The 19,683-nt window shown below is 52.1% G+C and carries 17 protein-coding genes; 7 read left to right on the top strand and 10 right to left on the bottom strand.

The features are described from left to right. Positions 1-113: 113 nt before the first annotated feature. On the bottom strand, positions 114-821 hold the full coding sequence (locus Q4E40_RS17890) for an endonuclease III domain-containing protein (protein WP_303414079.1): 708 nt from the start codon (positions 819-821) through the stop codon (positions 114-116). A 190-nt stretch (positions 822-1,011) separates the two neighbouring features. On the opposite strand from Q4E40_RS17890, the gene Q4E40_RS17885 reads away from it, so the two are divergent. Together Q4E40_RS17885 and Q4E40_RS17880 are read left to right on the top strand one after the other, a co-directional pair. Next, a complete protein-coding gene (locus tag Q4E40_RS17885; protein WP_303414078.1) occupies positions 1,012-1,704 on the top strand; it encodes an MBL fold metallo-hydrolase in 693 nt (230 codons plus the stop codon). Positions 1,705-1,792: 88 nt separating this feature from the next. Next, entirely contained in the window at positions 1,793-2,455 is a 663-nt protein-coding gene (locus tag Q4E40_RS17880) for a DUF2238 domain-containing protein (RefSeq protein ID WP_303414077.1), read from the top strand. Positions 2,456-2,515: 60 nt separating this feature from the next. Here the strand turns inward: Q4E40_RS17880 and Q4E40_RS17875 are convergent, their stop codons facing one another. The 4 genes from Q4E40_RS17875 to Q4E40_RS17860 all read right to left on the bottom strand — a co-directional run bounded on the left by Q4E40_RS17875 (position 2,516) and on the right by Q4E40_RS17860 (position 6,680). Next, a complete protein-coding gene (locus Q4E40_RS17875; protein ID WP_303414076.1) occupies positions 2,516-3,181 on the bottom strand; it encodes a YiaD family glycine zipper/OmpA-like lipoprotein in 666 nt (221 codons plus the stop codon). Positions 3,182-3,503: 322 nt separating this feature from the next. Beyond that, positions 3,504-4,250, bottom strand: a complete 747-nt coding sequence (locus Q4E40_RS17870) for a YiaD family glycine zipper/OmpA-like lipoprotein (protein WP_484573336.1) — start codon at positions 4,248-4,250, stop codon at positions 3,504-3,506. 296 nt (positions 4,251-4,546) lie between these two features. Beyond that, a complete protein-coding gene (gene accD, locus Q4E40_RS17865) occupies positions 4,547-5,446 on the bottom strand; it encodes an acetyl-CoA carboxylase, carboxyltransferase subunit beta (RefSeq protein WP_303414332.1) in 900 nt (299 codons plus the stop codon). 175 nt (positions 5,447-5,621) lie between these two features. Next, the gene (locus Q4E40_RS17860; protein ID WP_303414074.1) at positions 5,622-6,680 is read right to left on the bottom strand and encodes a class I fructose-bisphosphate aldolase; all 1,059 of its coding nucleotides are present in this window, start codon (positions 6,678-6,680) and stop codon (positions 5,622-5,624) included. Positions 6,681-6,959: 279 nt separating this feature from the next. On the opposite strand from Q4E40_RS17860, the gene Q4E40_RS17855 reads away from it, so the two are divergent. Beyond that, on the top strand, positions 6,960-7,625 hold the full coding sequence (locus tag Q4E40_RS17855) for a DUF4136 domain-containing protein (protein WP_303414073.1): 666 nt from the start codon (positions 6,960-6,962) through the stop codon (positions 7,623-7,625). Between the two features lie 46 nt (positions 7,626-7,671). Here the strand turns inward: Q4E40_RS17855 and Q4E40_RS17850 are convergent, their stop codons facing one another. The 3 genes from Q4E40_RS17850 to Q4E40_RS17840 form a co-directional block, all read right to left on the bottom strand. After that, positions 7,672-8,685, bottom strand: a complete 1,014-nt coding sequence (locus Q4E40_RS17850; RefSeq protein ID WP_303414072.1) for a M28 family peptidase — start codon at positions 8,683-8,685, stop codon at positions 7,672-7,674. Continuing rightward, positions 8,675-10,168, bottom strand: a complete 1,494-nt coding sequence (cysS, locus tag Q4E40_RS17845; RefSeq protein ID WP_303414070.1) for a cysteine--tRNA ligase — start codon at positions 10,166-10,168, stop codon at positions 8,675-8,677. The genes Q4E40_RS17850 and cysS overlap by 11 nt, the downstream gene beginning before the upstream one ends. A gap of 114 nt (positions 10,169-10,282) precedes the next feature. Then, positions 10,283-11,413 (bottom strand): endonuclease/exonuclease/phosphatase family protein, encoded by a 1,131-nt coding sequence (locus Q4E40_RS17840; RefSeq protein WP_303414069.1) that lies wholly within the window; start codon positions 11,411-11,413, stop codon positions 10,283-10,285. 310 nt (positions 11,414-11,723) lie between these two features. On the opposite strand from Q4E40_RS17840, the gene Q4E40_RS17835 reads away from it, so the two are divergent. The 3 genes from Q4E40_RS17835 to infB all read left to right on the top strand — a co-directional run bounded on the left by Q4E40_RS17835 (position 11,724) and on the right by infB (position 16,646). After that, positions 11,724-12,197: a ribosome maturation factor RimP gene (locus Q4E40_RS17835; RefSeq protein ID WP_303414068.1), complete on the top strand. Its 474-nt coding sequence runs from the start codon at positions 11,724-11,726 to the stop codon at positions 12,195-12,197. 7 nt (positions 12,198-12,204) lie between these two features. Beyond that, positions 12,205-13,458 carry a transcription termination factor NusA gene (gene nusA / locus Q4E40_RS17830; protein WP_303414066.1) on the top strand — a complete coding sequence of 418 codons (1,254 nt, stop codon included), beginning with the start codon at positions 12,205-12,207 and terminating at the stop codon, positions 13,456-13,458. Between the two features lie 116 nt (positions 13,459-13,574). Next, positions 13,575-16,646, top strand: a complete 3,072-nt coding sequence (gene infB / locus Q4E40_RS17825; RefSeq protein ID WP_303414065.1) for a translation initiation factor IF-2 — start codon at positions 13,575-13,577, stop codon at positions 16,644-16,646. 589 nt (positions 16,647-17,235) lie between these two features. Here infB and Q4E40_RS17820 read toward each other — a convergent pair. Continuing rightward, on the bottom strand, positions 17,236-17,580 hold the full coding sequence (locus Q4E40_RS17820) for a hypothetical protein (RefSeq protein ID WP_303414064.1): 345 nt from the start codon (positions 17,578-17,580) through the stop codon (positions 17,236-17,238). Between the two features lie 93 nt (positions 17,581-17,673). Further along, entirely contained in the window at positions 17,674-18,654 is a 981-nt protein-coding gene (locus Q4E40_RS17815) for a DUF3078 domain-containing protein (RefSeq protein WP_303414063.1), read from the bottom strand. Between the two features lie 198 nt (positions 18,655-18,852). Here Q4E40_RS17815 and Q4E40_RS17810 point away from each other — a divergent pair, with 198 nt between their 5' ends. Beyond that, positions 18,853-19,635 (top strand): enoyl-CoA hydratase/isomerase family protein, encoded by a 783-nt coding sequence (locus Q4E40_RS17810; protein ID WP_303414062.1) that lies wholly within the window; start codon positions 18,853-18,855, stop codon positions 19,633-19,635. Positions 19,636-19,683 lie beyond the last annotated feature (48 nt).

Raw genomic sequence — 19,683 nt, 5'->3', positions numbered from 1 at the left:
GCTATACCTATACCTATACCTATACCTATACCTATACCTATACCTATACCTATACCTATACCTATACCTATACCTGTCTTCCGGTTAAAGGCTGCTACAAGGTACAGTCTTCCTCAGGCAGCCTTGTCAATTCCCTTCGCCCGTACCTGGTTGTAGTAATTGCAAATTCCGTTCAGCACACACTTCTCGCACCTGGGGTAGGACCAGGTGCAGATCTGCTGTCCGTGCTTGAGCAGGTGCTTGTGGAAGTTGAAGAGCACCACCGCATCTTTGGGCAGCATGTCGAGCAGGATGTCGTGGGCTTTGTTGGCCGTGACCTTGGCTCCGATCAGCCCCACCCGCTGGCTCACCCGGAACACGTGTGTATCCACAGGCAGCACCGGCTTTTTGAAGTTAAAGAGCAGCACGAGCGTTGCCGTCTTCAGCCCCACGCCCGGCAGGCGCGTCAGCCCGGCAATGGCTTCCTCCACCGGCATCTGCTCCAGAAAATCGATGCTGAACTCGCCCCGCTCCTCTTTGATGATGCGCAGCGTCTCCTGTATTTGCGGCACCTTCTGCCCCGGGTAGCGCGTCGTGCTGATGGCATCGGCCAGATCATCAAAAGGGGCGTTCATTACGCCTTCCCAGTCCCCGAATCGCTCCATCATGGTATAAAAAGCTTGCTCTTCGTCTTTGTGGTTGGTACGATGCGAGAGCATGGTCGAAATCAGCTCGTGCATGTGGCTGCGGCGCGGATCAAGCCTGAGGGGCTTGTACTCCTGATTCAGCAACTCGTGGGTAATCATTATTTTCTCCTCAGCAGGTAGTTCGTATCCTTCCATAGCGCATGTGGGTTAACCAGTTCTTAATTAACGGCTTTATGCAAATGGCGTTTCCGTCAAAATTGGCTGAGAAAGGCTAAGGTTGCATGTTCAAACATTTGCCCAGAAAAATTGTATTATACTACAACAATTTATTTCAATTCCCGCTATACCCTTAGTCCCAGCCCAAAACGGCATTAGCTTTCACTCTATGCAAATTAAATTCTTAGGAACAGGAGGTGCCTTTGACATCGATTATCTGAACTCTGCCGCCCTGGTAACTGTACGGGGAAAGTGTGTCCTGCTCGATTGCGGTTTCACGGTATACCAGACGCTGGTGCACAAAAACCTGGTGCATCGGGTAGATCATATCCTGCTCACACACTTGCACAACGACCATTGCGGGAGCCTGGCCAACCTGCTGTTGCACAAACATGTGGTAGATAAGGCACCGAAACCAATCATCCTGTACCCAACCGATCAGTTTAAGGCGCAGGTATACGAGTTCCTCAAAATACAGGTGAAGAACCCGGATAAGTATGCTGAGTTTGTGCCACTTGAGCATTTTGAAGGTATAAAGGCGGTCGATACCTACGGCATGCACTCAGAAGGGCTGCAGTCGTTTGCCTACATTTTCGAAGAAGAAAACAGCCGCATCGTATACTCCGGCGACCTGGGCAAGCCCGACGTGCTGTTCGACAGACTGAGCCGCATGCCTTCGCTGCCGACCTGCGTGTACCACGACATCACCTTCAACCCCGAAAACACGGGCCATACCTATTACAAAAAGCTGCTCCCTTACATGAATGGCGTCGAGATGTTCGGCTACCACTGTGACCCGACCCAGAACCCGGAGGACAACCCGATCAGACTCGTGTTCTATCAGAAAGACCTGCTGGCCTGAAGCTTTTCGAAAAGCCTGTATCCAATTAGGCAAAACATGTGTATCAAATTAAGGTTAATGCTGTAGTCCCGCATAAACCCGTTGGCACATGACGTTTACAATGACTTTCCGCACCGAGAACAAACTGCCTTTTCTGCGCAGGCCGTTGCACATAGCCTATACCTCCATATTCGTGATTTTCCTGGCCTACACCGGCCTCACAACGCCTGATCTGCTCAACTGGCTCATTGAAAACTCGCTCTCCCTCTCCGTGCTGATCCTGCTGGCGGCTTTTTACAACATCTTCCGCTTCACCGACACCAGCTATACCCTGATCTTTCTGTTTATGATGCTGCACGTGTACGGCAGCCACTACCAGTATGCCGACAACCCCTTTGGCGAGTGGATGAAAGAGCCCTTCAATTTCCAGCGCAACCACTACGATCGCTTGGTGCACTTCGGTTTTGGGCTCATGCTCACCTACCCGCTCTATGAAGTGGCGAGGCGGGGCTTCAGTTTGAGCGTATTTATAAGCTGCGTGCTCACGCTGTCGCTTGTTCTGGCACTCAGCGCGGTCTACGAAATCGTGGAATGGCTGGTGGCCGACCTGGTGTATAAGGGGGATGAACAGGGCATGGCCTACCTGGGGATGCAGGGCGATATCTGGGACGCGCAAAAAGACATGATGCTCGCCTTCCTGGGAGCCATCATAGCCATCGGGTCAGCCTTGGTCCTCCGCAAACGCCGGCAACCTGCTGGCACTAAAAGCTAACAAAAAAAGCCAGCTATACCTGAATCGGCATAGCTGGCTTTTTTTTAGGCGATCGAATGCTTACAATTCCCCGCGCTCAGCGGCTTTCTTCATTTTCTCGTTTGCAAAGATGGCGATCTCTACACGACGGTTAGCCTGACGGCCGGCTGCTGTAGAGTTGTCTCCTACCGGATGGTCGAAAGCCCAGCCCTGCGTTGTGATGCGGTTACGCGAAACACCCTGCTGGGTAGTATAGCTCGCCACCGACTCGGCACGACGCTCCGACAGACGCTGGTTCAGCTCACGGCTACCGGTGTTGTCGGTGTGGCCTTCGATGATGATGTTCGTGTCTTCGTACTTTTTCAGCGTAGTGGCCAGTTGCTGGATGTCCGTCTGTGCGTTCGCACGCAGCTGAGCAGAGTTCACATCGAAGAGGATGCCGGAGTCGAAAGTAATTTTGATACCCTCCCCTACACGCTCTACTTTAGCGTTCTCTAGGTCACGCTGCAGCTCTGCCGCCTGCTTGTCCATGTGGCGACCGATCAGGGCACCGGCTGTACCACCCACTGCTGCACCTATAATGGCACCTGCCGCCGTGTTACCAGCCACTTTACCGATCACACCACCCACTACGGCACCACTACCGGCACCGATGGCGCCGCCTTTGGCCGTGCGGCTGGCATTACAGGAAGTAAATAACAAACCGAAAACGGCAAGTACCGCCAAATAAATTCTGATATGTTTCATTGTCTTTGTTTTTTAATTTTCAATTATAGTTGTCAGATTAAGCACTTAATACTCCAAACGTGTTAAAATGTTGTATTTACATATAGCAGTTATACCAATCATAATACATAACATACTGTAAAGCAACACAATACAACAACCCTACCAATAGTCTACATTAGGCAAAGTATATACGTAAACTACCTGGGGAATATTCAAAAGCAGTTACCAAGACGGCTTTTGCAGCCCGCCAGAGGGGTTCCCTGCTAAAATCTGGTGCACAAAAAAGCGCCTGTCAGGTATACCCAACAGGCGCTTCCGTTCAGATGTTATACCTGATACCTTATTTTATCTCACCGTTTTCAGCAGCCTTCTTCAGCTCGTCGCTTGCGATGATGATGATCTCCACGCGGCGGTTCTGTGAACGGCCTGCAGCTGTTGTGTTGTCGGCAATTGGCTGGTCAAACGCGTAGCCTTTCGCCTGCATGCGCGATGCATCTACACCTTTGGTGCGGGCATAGTTGGCAACAGCCTGTGCACGGCGCTCTGACAGCCCCTGGTTCAGCTCACGGCTACCGGTGTTGTCGGTGTGGCCTTCGATGATGATGTTGGTGCCTTCGTATTTCTGCAGTGTTGTTACCAGGCCGTCAATGTCTTTCTTGGCATTGGCGCTCAGTTCAGCAGAGTTCACGGCAAACAGGATACCTGAGTCGAAGTTGATGCGGATGGCCTCACCTACACGCTCGATCTTGGCATTTTCCATGCTCTTCTCCAGCTCTTCAGCCTGCTTGTCCATACGGCGTCCGATAACGGCACCTGTGGCACCACCCACGGCGGCACCTATAATGGCTCCCGCAGCGGTATTGCCCATGCGGTTACCGATGATACCACCTACTACAGCGCCGGAGCCAGCTCCGATGATACCGCCTTTGGTGGTTTTGTTCATACCTGTTTTTTCCTGGCCGGTGGTGTTTGTGCCGGTAGTGCTGGTGTCAGTTCTGTTGCCTGTTGTGGTGGACGTGTCGCCGGTACCGGAAGTGGTAGGAGCCGTAGTCTGGCACGAAGTGAACAGCATGGTTACAGCCAGCATCGATGTCAACGATAGTTTTACTAATTTCATAGTCTTGAAATAAATTTAAATAAATGGTTTTTGGTTGATGGTAGTATTGGTTAATACAAGTTTCGTGTTGCCTTGCTTTTGTGCTTTCGCAATACTAATGCCAAAATTAGGCACAATATTGTGCTTTACCCAAACTATTACTTTCACAAGCTTAAAAGGTTCGAATGTACCTGTTCCGCTTATATTCTTTCATGTTTGAGTACTAGCAGAAAGAGCCTGTCAGCGACACTGACAGGCTCTTTCTGGCCAAATTTTATGCAATCTGCCTACGATGACTTGGCTGCCTTCTGAGTTTTGGCGGTGCCGTTACTTTCTTCTGCGGCCGGCATGATCATACCCAGCAGGTCAACGAGGCGCTGCTTCAGTTCTTTGCGGTCCACTATAAAGTCCAGGAAGCCGTGCTCCAGCACGAACTCTGCACTCTGGAAGCCCTTTGGCAGGTCTTTCCCGATCGTTTCCTTAATAACACGTGGTCCGGCAAAACCGATCAGGGAACCCGGCTCGGCAATGTTGAAGTCGCCCAGCATGGCGTATGATGCGGTTACACCACCTGTAGTCGGGTCTGTGAGCAAAGAAATATAAGGTAGTTTCTCTTCTGAGAGGAGCGCCAGTTTGGCAGAGGTTTTGGCCATCTGCATCAGTGAGAAGCCAGCCTCCATCATTCGGGCACCACCGGATTTTGAGATCATCATAAAAGGAGTGCGCGTTTTGCGGGCATGGTCAATGGCGCGGGCAATCTTTTCGCCCACCACAGATCCCATTGAGCCGCCGATGTAGGCGAAGTCCATACAGGCGATGGTGATGTCCCTGCCTCCGGACTTGCCATAGGCAGTCCGCACGGCGTCCTTCAGCCCGGTCTTTCGTTGGGTCTCAACAGTACGCTGCGGGTATGGCTTAGAGTCTGTAAAATTCAGAGGGTCACCCGAGCTCATATCCTCATCCATCTCTGTGAACTTGTTATCATCGAACAGGATGGCGAAATACTCCTTCGAACCAATCCGGTCGTGGTAGTTGCACTTCACGCAGGTCTTCAGGTTTTTGCGGTGCTCGGTCATGCTCGTCACCGTTTTGCATTCCGGGCACTTATACCACAAACCATCCGGAGTTTCCTTTTTCTCCTCTGTCGGCGTGCTAATTCCTTTTTCTACTCGTTTAAACCAAGGCATCATAATCGTATCGGTCGTGCATGCTGCACATTAAATGGTTGTTCCGCCACACTCCTCTTCTCCAACTTCGGGCAGATTCGGGCACAAATATAGCCTGCTCCGGAATACTCACAAAAGAGCTTTTCCAAAGCAGGCTGTAAAATTAGTTAATAATCAGCAGTTCTGCTATAGTAGATTACGCAAGTGTAATGTCGTTGGCCAGGTATACGTCCTGAATCGCGTTCAGGAGCTCCACGCCAACTTTCATGTCTTTCTGGAACGCCTTGCGGCCTGAGATCAAGCCCATACCGCCTGCACGCTTGTTAATAACGGCTGTACGCACCGCATCCGCCAGATCCGACTCGCCCTTCGACTCACCACCGGAGTTGATCAGGCCGGCACGGCCCATGTAGCAGTTAGCCACCTGGTAGCGGGTCAGATCGATCGGGTTATCGGTTGTCAGATCAGTGTACATCTTTTCGTTGGTCTTGCCAAAACCGATTGCCTTGAAGCCGCCGTAGTTCTCCGGCAGCTTCTGCTTGATGATGTCGGCCTGGATGGTGACACCCAGGTGGTTGGCCTGCGCCGTTAGGTCAGCGGCTGCGTGGTAGTCCACACCGTCTTTCTTAAAGGCGTTGTTGCGGGTATAGCACCACAGGATCGTGGCCATACCGAGCTGGTGCGCTCTCTCAAACGCCTCAGCCACCTCAATGATCTGGCGGGAAGATTCCTCAGAACCGAAGTAGATGGTAGCACCCACGGCCGTAGCACCCAGGTTCCAGGCTTCGTCCACGGAGCCGAACATGATCTGGTCGTACTTGTTGGGGTAGGTCATCAGCTCGTTGTGGTTGATCTTCACCACAAACGGGATCTTGTGCGCATACTTTCTCGACATCATGGCCAGGTTACCGAAGGTAGTCGCCACGGCGTTGCAGCCACCTTCCATTGCCAGTCTGATGATGTTCTCCGGGTCGAAATAAATCGGGTTCGGGGCAAAAGAGGCACCCGCTGTGTGCTCAATGCCCTGGTCTACCGGTAGGATGGACAGGTAACCAGTACCTCCCAGACGGCCGTGATTGAACAGTTGCTGCAGGCTGCGCAATACCTGCGGACTACGGTTCGACTGCACAAAGATTCTGTCCACAAAATCCGGGCCCGGTGCGTGGAGCAGGTCCTTGGAAATTGTTTTGCTTTCATACTGAAGCAGGCTCTCCGCTTCAGAGCCCAGTAAGGAAACGATGTTATCGTACGACATTTTTTAAAGTTTTATAAAGGGATGTATTGAATTGTAGGACAAATATATAATGCTTTTTGAATACTCCAGAAATTATCACGCCTTCTGTTGCCAGCACGGGTATACTGCCCCAACATACCGCATACTTCGCTAAAATGTTACCCTATGCCTGACACTAAATAACACGCTATCCACATCTGCCTGTGCAGGGCCAGGCTATAACTGGTTCTCTCTTAAATCTAAATCAATCTCACACTCGTTATACAAAGCATTAATTACAAGCACGTTAGCGATATGGACATGAAACACAAACTTCCTTCAAATGCCTGGCTGCCTCTGCTACTCCTGTTGGTAGGTATAGCCGCCTGCTCTTCTTCCACACAGATTCTGGGCTCCTGGAAAAGCCCGGAGATCGAAGCCCAGAATTACCGGCATGTTGTTGTGGCAGCCCTCACCGATAATGTGCTGGCCCGGCAGGAAGTAGAGAATGACCTGGTGAATCAGTTGCAAATGCGCGGCATTCAGGCTACCCGCAGCATGGAACTGTTCCCGCCCACCGCTGCCGCTAAAGCCCAGCCCGATGTCAACCTGCTCATGGAGCGCATTAAAGAAAACGGCCATGACGCCATCCTCACCGCCGCCCTGGTAGACGAGCAAACCGAAACCCGTTACGTGCCTGGCAGCATGGGGTATCGCCCTATGACACGTTTTATGTGGTATGGCAGTTTCAGAGGATACTATACCTTTTGGTATCCCACCCTCTACGACCCCGGCTACTACACCGAAGACAAGGTATACTACCTCGAAACCAACCTCTACGATGTCAGTTCTGACCGGCTGGTTTGGTCAGCCCAATCCAAGTCACACAGCCCTGGCAGCCTCCGCAAGGCAGCTAGCAAGTTTGCTGAACTCACGGTGCAGAAAATGACGGAAGACAACGTGCTGCCCTCCGTCGTGAAAAAATAAAAAAGGCGCTCCAAGGAGCGCCTTTTTTTGTTGGTCAGGTATAGCCTTACTCGTTGTAGAGCACGTGCAGCACGGTCTGGCCCACTGCCTTCAGAGTGTTTTTGCTGATGATGTCCATCGTGTCGGTATGGCGGTGATGGTAGTGGCCGAAGTAGTCGTCCTGGTTCGCCATGTTATACTCAATGATGTCGATCATGCGGATGCCGCCCACTGTGTTCACGTAGTAATGGTCGTCGGTAATGGCCGGGGCGTTCACATACTTAAAATAGTCGGAGTAGCCAATGCGGTTGCCGGCACGCCATACCTTGTCTACGATGTTGCGGGCATACTGCATGGAGGTGCCTTCGCGGGCAAACTTGGCATTCTCGGCGCCCACCATGTCGAGCAGGATGCCGTAGTTCGCTTTGTAATTCGGGGTATGCTTGTTCTTGCTCCAGTGCTGCGACCCCAGGCACCAGTCGTCCTGCATGTAGGGGTGATCGCTGTTGTCCGGCCGTCCGTAATCTTCTCCATCAAAGAAGATGATGTCGATGCCTATACCTGGTTTCTGCTCTGCGGCCTGTATGGTCCGGGCAATCTCAAGCAGCACGCCTACGCCACTGCCGCCGTCGTTGGCACCGTCAATGGGTTTGTTCTGGTCTTTCGTGTCTTTGTCGGCAAAGGGGCGTGTGTCCCAGTGCGCGGCCAGCAGTACCCGCTTCGTCGCGTTCGGGTTAATGGTACCGATGATGTTGCGCAGGTTGAGCATGGTGCCGTCAAAAGCACGCGCCTGGAAGGCCTGTACCTGTACTTCAGCCCCGTAGCTGCGCAGCGTCTCGATCAGCCATTCTCCTGCTTTGTAGTGCTCCGCTGTGTTCGGCACACGCGGCCCGAAAGCCACCTGCCGGTCCACGAAGTGGTAAGCAGAATCGGCGTTAAACTCAGGCGCCTGCACCACAGCTTCCTCTACTTCGGTGGTCGCCACACGTTCGGTATTGCCTCCGTTTCCAGAAGAGTCGCAGCCGTTAAGGCCCATCGCACCAAACAGCAGCATGGCCAGTAGCTTCATATTATTCTTCATAAGCCCAGTCAATTCCGGTTTTCAAGTCTTTGATCACAATTCCCTGCTTCTTCAGTTCGGCACGGATAGCATCTACCTTGTCATACGCCTTGTTCTCTTTTGCTTCTTTGTAAAAGCCAAGCACCAGTTCCAGCATCTGCTCCATATCGGCAGTCGGTTCATCTTTCAGACCCAGCACATCGGTTACCAGTTCGGTATAGGTCGTGCGGATGGTATCGAAAGTGCCGCGCGTCAGTGCCCCGATCGGCAGCTGCCCCAGGTATAGGCTGTTGATCTTTTTGAGCAGGTTGAAAAGCGAAGCGATCGCGCGTGCCGTGTTCAGGTCGTCGTTCAGGCCACGGAAGCACTCCTCTGTCAGTTTCAGCAGCTCTTCGTTCAGCTTCTCATCCGGGGTACCTATACCTTCTTCCGGGTAGTTCAACTTCTCGAGTACGCGCATACCGTTCATCAGCTTTCTGTACCCTTTCTGGGCGGCCTGCAGCGCCTCGTTGCTAAAGTCGAGGGTGCTGCGGTAGTGCGCCTGCAGAATAAAGAAGCGGATGGTCATCGGGCTGTAAGCCTGCTCCAGCATCTGGTGATTGCCGCTAAAGAGTTCGCTCAGGTTGATGAAGTTGCCCAGCGACTTGCCCATCTTTTGGCCGTTCACCGTGATCATGTTGTTATGCACCCAGTAGCGGGCGGCATCGGAGTGACTGTTGCTCGCCTGGCTCTGCGCGATCTCGCATTCGTGGTGCGGGAACATCAGGTCGAGTCCGCCGCCGTGTATGTCGAAGGTCTCGCCCAGGTACTTACGGCTCATGGCCGAGCACTCGAGATGCCAGCCCGGAAAGCCGTCGCTCCAGGGCGAAGGCCAGCGCATGATGTGCTGCGGCGATGCTTTTTTCCAGAGAGCAAAGTCCACCGGCGAACGCTTCTCGCCCTGGCCCTCGGTATCACGGGTGTTGCTCAGCAAATCCTCGATGATGCGACCGGAAAGCTTGCCGTAGTTGTGGTCCTTATTGTAGGCGGGCACGTCGAAGTATACCGAACCGTTCACTTCATAGGCCATCCCGTTCGCGAGTATCTCCTCTATCATCTGGATCTGCTCGATGATGTGACCGGAGGCACGCGGCTCTATGTCAGGCGACTTGGCATTCAGCGTGGCCATGTCTTTTTGGTACACATTGGTATAGTGCTGCACGACCTCCATTGGCTCGAGGTGCTCCAGCTTGGCTCTTTTCTGTATTTTGTCTTCGCCCTCATCGGCGTCATTCTCCAAGTGACCGACGTCGGTGATGTTGCGCACGTAGCGCACTTTGTAGCCCAAGTATTTGAGGTAACGGTACAGCACGTCGAAGGTAACGGCACTGCGGGCATGGCCCAGGTGCGGCTCGCCGTATACCGTCGGCCCGCAGACATACATCCCCACAAAGGGTGCGTGCAGCGGTTCGAACAGTTCTTTTTTGCGCGTGAGCGTGTTGTACAGGTTGAGTTTGTGTTGCATGGTATCGGTATGAAGCGCATGCGCAAAGAGCATGCCTTCTGTTTATACTTGATTTCCCCGGTTAACCTTAAGGCTAACCAAAGTTCAAAATTAAGAAATTATACCGTCAGTGCCTTACTCCTCCTTCGGTTTGATGACGTAGGTCGCCGAGATCGGGAAGTGGTCGGAAAGCGGCATTTCGTAATGCGTTTTAAAATCGTACGCCTCCAGGCCTTCGCTATAGAATTGGTTATCAATACGTAGAAATGGCAAAGGACCGTTATAAGTGGCCCCCACTCCATTGCCGGCCTTCTCAAACGAGTTGTTCAGCTCGCTCACCAACTGACTGTAGGTATAGCTAAACGGAATATCGTTGAAGTCGCCCGCCACGATAACCGGATAGGGTGAGGTTTTCACGTGGTCGAGTAATTCTTGTACCTGCATGGCCCTTGCCCGGAAACCCATGCGCAAACGACGGGCCAGGTTGCGGCTCTCTTTTTTAAAGCTCGCCTCATCGCCTATCGCGGAGTAGGTGTTCTCGATATCTTCTGCCCTGATACTCATCGACTGCAGGTGCACCGCGTATACCCGCACAGTATCTCCTTTCACATTGATGTCTACCCAGGCGGCCCGGTTGGCGCTGCGCTTCGATGTGTTTTCAAAGTGGATCGTATTGCCTCTTATGATCGGGTACTTTGAAAAAATCACGACGCCCACATCGGCTTTCACGCGGTCGCCCTGGTAAGTAGAGGCAAACATATACCGGTTATATCGCTTCCCGATCCGGTTGAAATTGTTGAACTCAGTCGAATTGACCCTACTGTAAAACTCCTGCAGACAGAACACATCGGCAGGGTGTGTGGCCACCCAGTCCACCATTTCCTCCGACACACGCGGCACGCCTTCCACTATTTTGTCGTAGGCGTTGAAAATATGCACGTTGAAGCTGAGCACTTCCAGCGTTTTAGCGTCAGCAGGCAGTTCCTCGTCCCATGAAATGGACACCAAACGACCATACTGGTTCCAGCCAAGACCGATAACGGCGAGCGGCAAGAAAACGTACCAGGAGCGCTTCAGCAGCCAGTAAAGGAAGAACAGGAAGTTGAGGACCAGGGCACCGGGCAGCGAGAAAGCCATGAAGCCGGCAGGCCAGAATTCGTAGGGAGGCACGCGCATGCTCAACACCCCCAGCAGGAGCCAGAGCACCACCAGAATATTGAGGATCAGCCAGATTTTCCGGCGTATTTGTTTGAATGTACCTGACACGGTGGCAAACTTACAAATTATGCCTGTAGGAATATCAAGCCTCGCTTCAGAATATATTCAGATGCGGCGGCGGCACTGTTTTGTAAGAGCAGAACTTTTCGCCCACCGGTTCATGTTAGGGAACAGAAGCCCTTCCGGCAACCTGCCATAGTTGCTCAAATACCGCCCGAAATCTCCAGAAACCAGATAATTTACAGCGCACTTCAACACATATTGTTGTTTATATAATGTTTTTATAGTAAATTTGTGACATTATTTCCAAGGAGATGAGGGGACGCGAGGTCCCCTTCTTTATTTTCTTTAATTTAATATGGCAATAACGGCACAAAGTATTCGCGCTATGGTGGAAGCCAGTCTACCGGATAATGACCTGTTCATCGTAGATGTGGCAGTGTCTGATTCGGCGGTGCGCCCCAAGATAACCGTGCTGGCTGACGGCGAGCAGGGCATCACGATCGACCAGTGCGCCAGCATCAGCCGCCGCGTCAATGCGAAGATCGCGGAGCAGTATGGCGAGGAGGTGTCTTATGTGCTGGAGGTGAGCTCACCGGGCGTGGATTTTCCGCTCACGCAGCCGCAGCAGTACAAGCGAAACATCGGCCGCAACCTGAAACTGAAAATGCAGGATGGCACCGAAAAAACCGGCAAGCTGGAGGAAGTAACAGAAACAGGCTTAAACCTGACACAAGAAATCAAACAAAAAGGCAAAAAGGCAACGTATGAGCCTGTGCAAATACCTTTCGGGGACATTGTAAAAGCAAATGTTGTAATCTCATTTAAATGATAAGATAATGAACAGTTCAGTCCTGATCGAGTCGTTCGCTGAATTCGCGAAATTCAAGAACATAGACCGCCCGACGATGATGCGCATCCTGGAGGATGTATTCCGTACCATGATCCGCAAGAAGTGGGGCACCGACGAGAACTTTGACATCATCCTGAACGTGGAGAAGGGTGACCTGGAGATCTGGCGTAACCGCGAAATCGTGGACGACAACTCGGAGGACATCTGGGATCATGATAAGATCGCCTTATCGGAGGCGCAGAAAATAGAGCCTGACTTTGAAGTGGGTGAAGAGGTATCGGAAGAGATACAGCTGGAGGACTTCGGTCGCCGCGCTGTGCTCACTGCCCGCCAGACCCTGATCCAGCGCATCAAGGACATGGAGAAAGAGCTCCTGTTCCAGAAATACAAGGACCTTGTGGGCGAGATTATCTCCGGCGAGGTGTACCAGGTATGGAACCGCGAAGTACTGCTGCTTGACCAGGAAGAGAACGAACTGCTGATCCCGAAAGGCGAGCAGATCCCGAAGGACCGTTACCGTAAAGGTGATGTGGTGCGTGCTGTGGTACAGCGTGTTGAGATCGTGAACGGTAATCCCAAGATCATTCTTTCCCGTACATCCCCAGCATTCCTGGAGCGTTTGTTCGAGAACGAAGTACCGGAGATTTACGACGGACTGATCGCCATCAAAAAAATTGTGCGTGAGCCCGGCGAGCGTGCCAAAGTAGCCGTAGAATCGTTTGACGACCGTATTGACCCGGTAGGTGCCTGTGTCGGCATGAAGGGTTCCCGTATCCACAGCATCGTGCGCGAGCTGGAGAACGAGAACATCGACGTGATCAACTACACCGACAACGTGGAGCTATACATACAGCGTGCCCTTAGCCCGGCTAAGATCACCAGCATGAAGATCGACAACGAGAACGGCCGCGTATCGGTGTTTTTGAAGCCAGACCAGGTATCGCTTGCGATCGGTAAAGGCGGTCAGAACATTAAGCTGGCCAGCAAACTGGTAGACATGGAGATCGACGTGTTCCGTGAGTCTGAAGTGTATGAAGAAGACATCAGCCTGGAGGAATTCACGGACGAGATCGAGGACTGGGTGATTGCAGAATTGCGTCGCATCGGTCTGGACACCGCCAAGAGCGTACTGGCCATTTCGAAAGAAGACCTGCTTCGCAGAACAGAACTGGAAGAAGAGACGATCGACAGCGTGCTCTCCATCCTGCGCGAAGAGTTGGAAGAAGAAGACAATCAATAGTTGTGAGTTGCGCTCCGTTACTGTAATTTTGAAAAATATCAGAACGGGGCGCGGTTCTATACCTTGCAAGGCAACTATAGTATATTAACAGAATAATAAAGACAGCATATCAGAACATGGCAGAAGACAAAATCAGGAGGCTCAAACAGGTTGCAACTACTTTAAACATTGGTACAGCTACCATTGTGGATTACCTCTCTGCTAAAGGCTTTGACGTGGAAAACAAACCCACCACCAAAATCACGGCAGAGCAGTTCGGTATGCTGGCTAAAGAGTTCGCCTCTTCCATGCAAGACAAGATTGAAGCGGAAGAACTGAACATCGGCAAGAAACCACAAAGCAACCAGATAGTGGAATCGGAGCCTCATCACGAGCCAAAGAAAACATCGGAGCCTGAGCAGGAGATCCTGATCAAGAACGCGCACCAGCCGAAAAGCGAAGCCGCAGAGGCGAAGCCAAAAGCGGAGCCGGCACCGGCGCCTGTTGAAGCAAAGCTTCCGGGTATAAAGGTACTCGGCAAAATAGAGCTTGACGCCAAAGGACGTCCGGTACCGAAGGCTGCCCCTAAGCCTGAAGAGCCAGAGGCACCTGCAGTGGAACAGCCAAAAGCACCGGAAGCGAAAGCACCAGAGCAGCCAGCCCCTGCCCCTCAGGTAGAGAAGCCTGTGGAGAAGCCGGCAGCGCCAGTGCAGGAAACACCTGCCGCTCCTGTTGCGGAAGCGCCTAAAGCTGAAGCACCAAAGGTGGAAGCCCCGAAAGTTGAAACGCCTCAGCAGCCGGCAACGCCTCCTGCCCCTGCTGCGGAACAGAAACCAGCTGAAAAACCAGTAGAAAAAGAACAGGCTCCTGCGCAAGCAGCGGCACCACAGTCACCGGAAAAGCCGGCACCTGCTACTCCTGAAGAAAAAGGACCAGAACAAATAGAAACAATTACAGCAAAAGCCGACCAGCTGAAAGGCCTTACGGTGCTAGGCAAGATTGAACTGCCAGACAGCTCCCGTAGAAAAGGTACCAAGCCGGTAGCGTCTTCTGATGACAAGAAGGCCGGTAAGAAGAAAAAGCGCAAGCGCATTATTGTGGCTGGCCCGGAACAGGGTGGCAGCCAGAACCAGGGACAAAGTGTTTCCAATCCACAGGCTCGCCCGATCCAGCATACGGGTGGCAGCGGCGGAGGCTATCAGGGCAATCGTCCGGGACAGCGTCCTGGTGGCGGACCTGGAGGCCCAGGCGGCCGTGGACCACGCAATGCCCCAGGACCACGTGTAGAAAAAGCGGAAGTAACGGATAAGGAAATCCAGGAGCAGATCAAAGCTACGCTCGCTAAGCTAAGCGGCGGCAAAGGAGGCGGTGGCAACCGCGCCAAATACCGTCGTGAGAAGCGCTCTGCTATTGCAGATGCAACGGAAGAGCGTCGCCTGATGGAGCAGGCAGAGTCGAAGACCCTGCGTGTAACAGAGTTCGTGTCAGCTAATGACCTGGCCGCGCTGATGAACGTGAGCGTGAACGATGTCATCAAGGTATGTATGCAGTTGGGTATGTTCGTATCCATCAACCAGCGCCTTGATGCCGAAGCCATCACCATCATTGCAGACGAATTTGGCTATGCAGTGGAGTTCATCACATCAGAAGATGAGCAGGCGCTGGAAGAAGCCTTGGAAGAAAACGAAGAGGATCTGTTGGATCGTGCCCCAATTGTAACAATCATGGGCCACGTTGACCACGGTAAGACTTCCCTCCTTGACTATATCCGAAATGCCAACGTAACAGCTGGCGAGGCCGGCGGTATCACGCAGCACATCGGCGCCTACAAGGTGCAGACAGAGAGCGGCCGTACCGTTACCTTCCTGGATACGCCGGGTCACGAAGCCTTTACGGCCATGCGTGCCCGTGGTGCCAAGATAACGGACGTTGTTATCATTGTGGTGGCGGCCGATGACTCGGTGATGCCACAGACAAAGGAGGCCATCAACCATGCTCAGGCAGCCGGATCTCCGATCATCATTGCACTGAACAAGATAGATAAACCAGCCGCTAACCCCGATAAGGTTCGTGAAGAGCTCGCTCAGATGAACATCCTGGTAGAGGAATGGGGCGGTAAATACCAGTCGCAGGAAATATCGGCAAAAACGGGCCAGGGCATTCCTGACCTGCTGGAGAAAGTATTGCTGGAGGCCGAGCTCCTGGAGCTTAAGGCGAACCCGGACCGAAATGCAGTAGGTACGGTTATCGAAGCATCGCTGGACAAAGGCCGTGGTTACGTAGCGACTGTACTGGTGCAGACCGGTACGCTGAAGGTAGGTGATGTGGTACTGGCAGGCTCCCACTACGGTAGGGTGAAAGCCATGACCGACCACCGTGGCCGCAAGATGAAAGAGGCAGCCCCATCCACTCCGGTACAGCTACTAGGTCTGGACGGCGCACCACAGGCCGGCGACAAGTTCCAGGTAATGGAATCGGAGCGCGAGGCACGTGAAATCGCCACGAACCGGGCACAGGTACAGCGTGAGCAAAGCCTGCGCACCCGCAAGCACATTACCCTGGATGAAATCGGTCGCCGTCTGGCCATCGGTACATTCAAGGAGCTTAACGTGATTGTGAAAGGTGACGTGGACGGTTCCGTAGAGGCACTTGCCGACTCCCTGTTGAAACTGTCAACTGCCGAGGTGCAGGTGAACATCATCAACAAAGGCGTAGGCGCAATCTCGGAATCTGACGTGTTGCTGGCTTCGGCTTCTGATGCGATCATAATCGGTTTCCAGGTACGTCCTTCCCAGAACGCACGCAGACTGGCAGAGCAGGAGCAGATCGACGTTCGTCTGTACTCTATCATCTACGATGCGATCAACGAAGTGAAAGATGCGATGGAAGGCATGCTTGCTCCTACCATGAAAGAGGAGATCACCGGTAACGCCGAAGTTCGCGATGTGTTCCGTATCACGAAGGTGGGTACGATTGCAGGTTGTATGATCACCGACGGCTCTATTCAGCGTAACTCCAGAGTACGACTGGTACGTGACGGCATTGTGGTTCATGACGGCGAGATTCTGGCACTCAAGCGTTTCAAGGACGATGTGTCTGAAGTACGCCAGGGTTACGAATGCGGTATCAGCCTGAGAGGATACAACGAGATCGAGATCGGAGACGTGATCGAGGCTTACGTAGAGAAAGAAGTGAAGCGTACGCTGTAGTACAGCTAATTTCATGAATCATAAAGAAGGCTCCTGCGAAAGCGGGAGCCTTTTGTTTTTAACCAGGTCGCAAAGGCATCCTGAAACAGCGGGTACTCGCTATACCTAAAAATGATTAGCTATACCTGAGCATTTGCTTTACTTGAGAGGGGTTATACCTGAATTAAGCAGAGCTAGCCCTGCTTAATTAAAAGCGCGTTTGGGGTAATGAAACCATCCTATCTGTCAATTTGAGGAGATACTCTTCGGGATGTGCACATCCTCATGGATTACGCGGATCTGGAGACCTGCTACAGTTGGGATTCGGATTGATAAATCCGAATCAGCTATTCTCCGCTCTAGGAAAATAAAACGCACCGGCCAATCGCAAGCTATACCTGCTGAGATAGTGTAGCTATACTTTGAAAGAGCTTTGACCACCTGCCAGCTAATGCCTATACCTTTGCAGTAGGCTCTACTCGCGCCCAATCAGGTTTCGACTTCAGAAAGCGCTATACCTGTTAGGGAATGCAATCACCTATACCTAAGCACAAAAAAAGCCCCGCCTGAAAAATCAGGCGGGGCTTTTTAATGCTTTCGGGTTAAGTTATTACAAGGAATGTCGGGCCAAACGACGCTTGTCGCGCTTGTGCTTGCGGTGCATTTCCTTCTCTTTCTTCAGAATGGCTTCCATTCGCTTGCTCCCTTTGATGCGGTCTTTGGTAAAGCGGGTACGGTTCGAGTTTTCATAGGCGTTCCAACGTGCATCCATACCGGCAGCGCGAGCGCCAACGGCATCAGTGGTAGTACCCTTTTCCTGCACCCTGGCAGTACCCCAGTATTCATCTTTCCCTGAGTTCAGCGAAGTGCTCGAAGAACTGGAAGTTTGTGCCATCGCATCGGACACAAACAGGAGGAAAGCTAGAGAGAATAGTAACGATATGATTTTTTTCATAAATCCACTTTTGATAATGTATCTATACAACGTACATTATACGCTAAAGTATACATTTTTAGTGAATAACAAGAAGTACTCAACAAAAGTTTACTATTCGAATTTATAGGATAATCCTATTCCCATGGTTTCTTTCAGCTGCAAACGAGGCCCTTTCCCATCCATTGTACCATCACCGCCGCGGTCTATATCGATCAAAATATCATCATCGTAGATCATATGCACAAACAGACTGGCTGACAAAAACTTATTCACTTTGAAGTTTACCAGGTTCTCCCAACTCACATCGATGTTCTTGGCATTATGCAGGTAGTTGGAGAACAGGTCGGCTTTGGATTGCAGGATCACATTCTTAAAGATTTCGTTGCGAAAGCGCACATTCACAAAGCCCCCGAACTCTTCGCGAAAGCGCTCCCCGGTACCAGGTATAAGATTCCCCTCCAGGTCGCGCTGAGCGGCCTCCACCCCAAAAGCCCCGTAGTCGGCCATGCGCTGGTTAAGCACAGCGGTGAACTTGCCGGTAAACGGAGAAATGAAAACCGAAAGCTTGGGGTTCGGTTTGTAGTCCATCCCGATGGAGGCCAGTATAAAGGCGGGCGCCATAAAGTTGGAAATCACTGAGTCACGCTCAGGGGTATAGGTCGGGCTGAGCTGCGTGCGGGTGTTGAGCTGGGCCGTATAAAACCATTTGCTCGAAGCCTGTCGCCCATACTTCAAATTCAGCTCCAGCCGATCGTCGCTTTTGCGGAGACGCTGCTCCTGCAGTTTCACAGTGCCGTAGGTCAGGTCCAGGGTATTGTTCCAGGTGTTTTTGCCTTTCTTATAGTTGCTGTAGATGTTCAGTATCCCCAGCGCTGAGAGCGAACTCTGCCCCCCGGCGGCCCAATTGCTCAGGCTCACCTGACTGAAGTTAACGGTGCCGGTACCGCCAAAGTCCCAGCTATTCGGTACCGCCGCCGTATCGGCCGGAATAATCTGAACGGGAGCCGGGATATCTTGAGCAGAGGCAGTGGACAAGCTAAGGTGCGAGAGGAAAAGAATTAGAAAGGGAAAGCGCAATAAAGCCTTAAGCATGAAAATAAGGTATAAAGTGAGCGTAATGCATTTTAAAATTGCACAAAGATAGCAAATCATGACCAGAGGCACGAAACCAGCGTGAAAATTAGGGAAGGGCCATTAGAACTGAGCCATTGCAAGATTGCACTTTAGGGATTTACCTAAATCACTACTATATTTGCTACCGTTATCTAAATACTCATACAGTATTAAACTATGTCTTTATACGAAAACCTGCTGCTCAACCTCGAGAACGGCATTCTGGTCATCACTATCAACCGTGCAGATAAGCTCAATGCCCTCAACATCGACACCATCAGGGAGATCAAGGCGGCCATACAGCAAGTCTACGACGACCCTGCTGTGAAAGGCGCTATCTTTACCGGTGCCGGCGAGAAGGCCTTTGTGGCGGGTGCCGACATTTCGGAGATTTCAGAGCTGAGCGATGTGAACGCCCGTAGTTTTGCGGAGCGTGGCCAGGAGGTTTTCAGCATGATCGAGCGTTGCACCAAGCCCGTGATTGCGGCCGTGAATGGCTTTGCACTCGGAGGAGGTTGCGAACTGGCTATGGCCTGCCACATGCGCATTGCCAGCGAGGGCGCCCGTTTTGGCCAGCCGGAAGTAAATCTGGGCCTGATACCAGGCTACGGCGGCACGCAACGCCTGACGCAGCTGATCGGCAAAGGCAAAGCGATGGAACTGATGATGACCGCCGACATGGTTGGTGCGAACGAAGCCAAGGAGCTTGGTTTGGTGAACCATGTGGTGCCTGCCATAGAGCTGCTGCCAAAGTGTATGGAGATCCTTACCAAGATTGTGTCGAAGGCGCCATTGGCCATCGGCCTGGTGATCGACTGCGTGAACGCCGTGTACGACAAAGACGAGGACGGCTACCAGACAGAGGCCAACTCGTTTGCCCGCTGCTGCTCTTCCGAAGATTTTGTGGAAGGCACCAACGCATTCCTGGAGAAACGCAAGCCTGTCTTCAAAGGCGCTTAATCCTATACCTGCAGAACGCGCTATACCTATCATAAAAGACAGGTATAG

Source organism: Pontibacter coccineus, assembly GCF_030546575.1.
GTDB lineage: Bacteria > Bacteroidota > Bacteroidia > Cytophagales > Hymenobacteraceae > Pontibacter > Pontibacter coccineus.
Note: the sequence above shows the minus strand (reverse complement) of the source record. Positions and strands in the feature narration are given on the sequence as shown.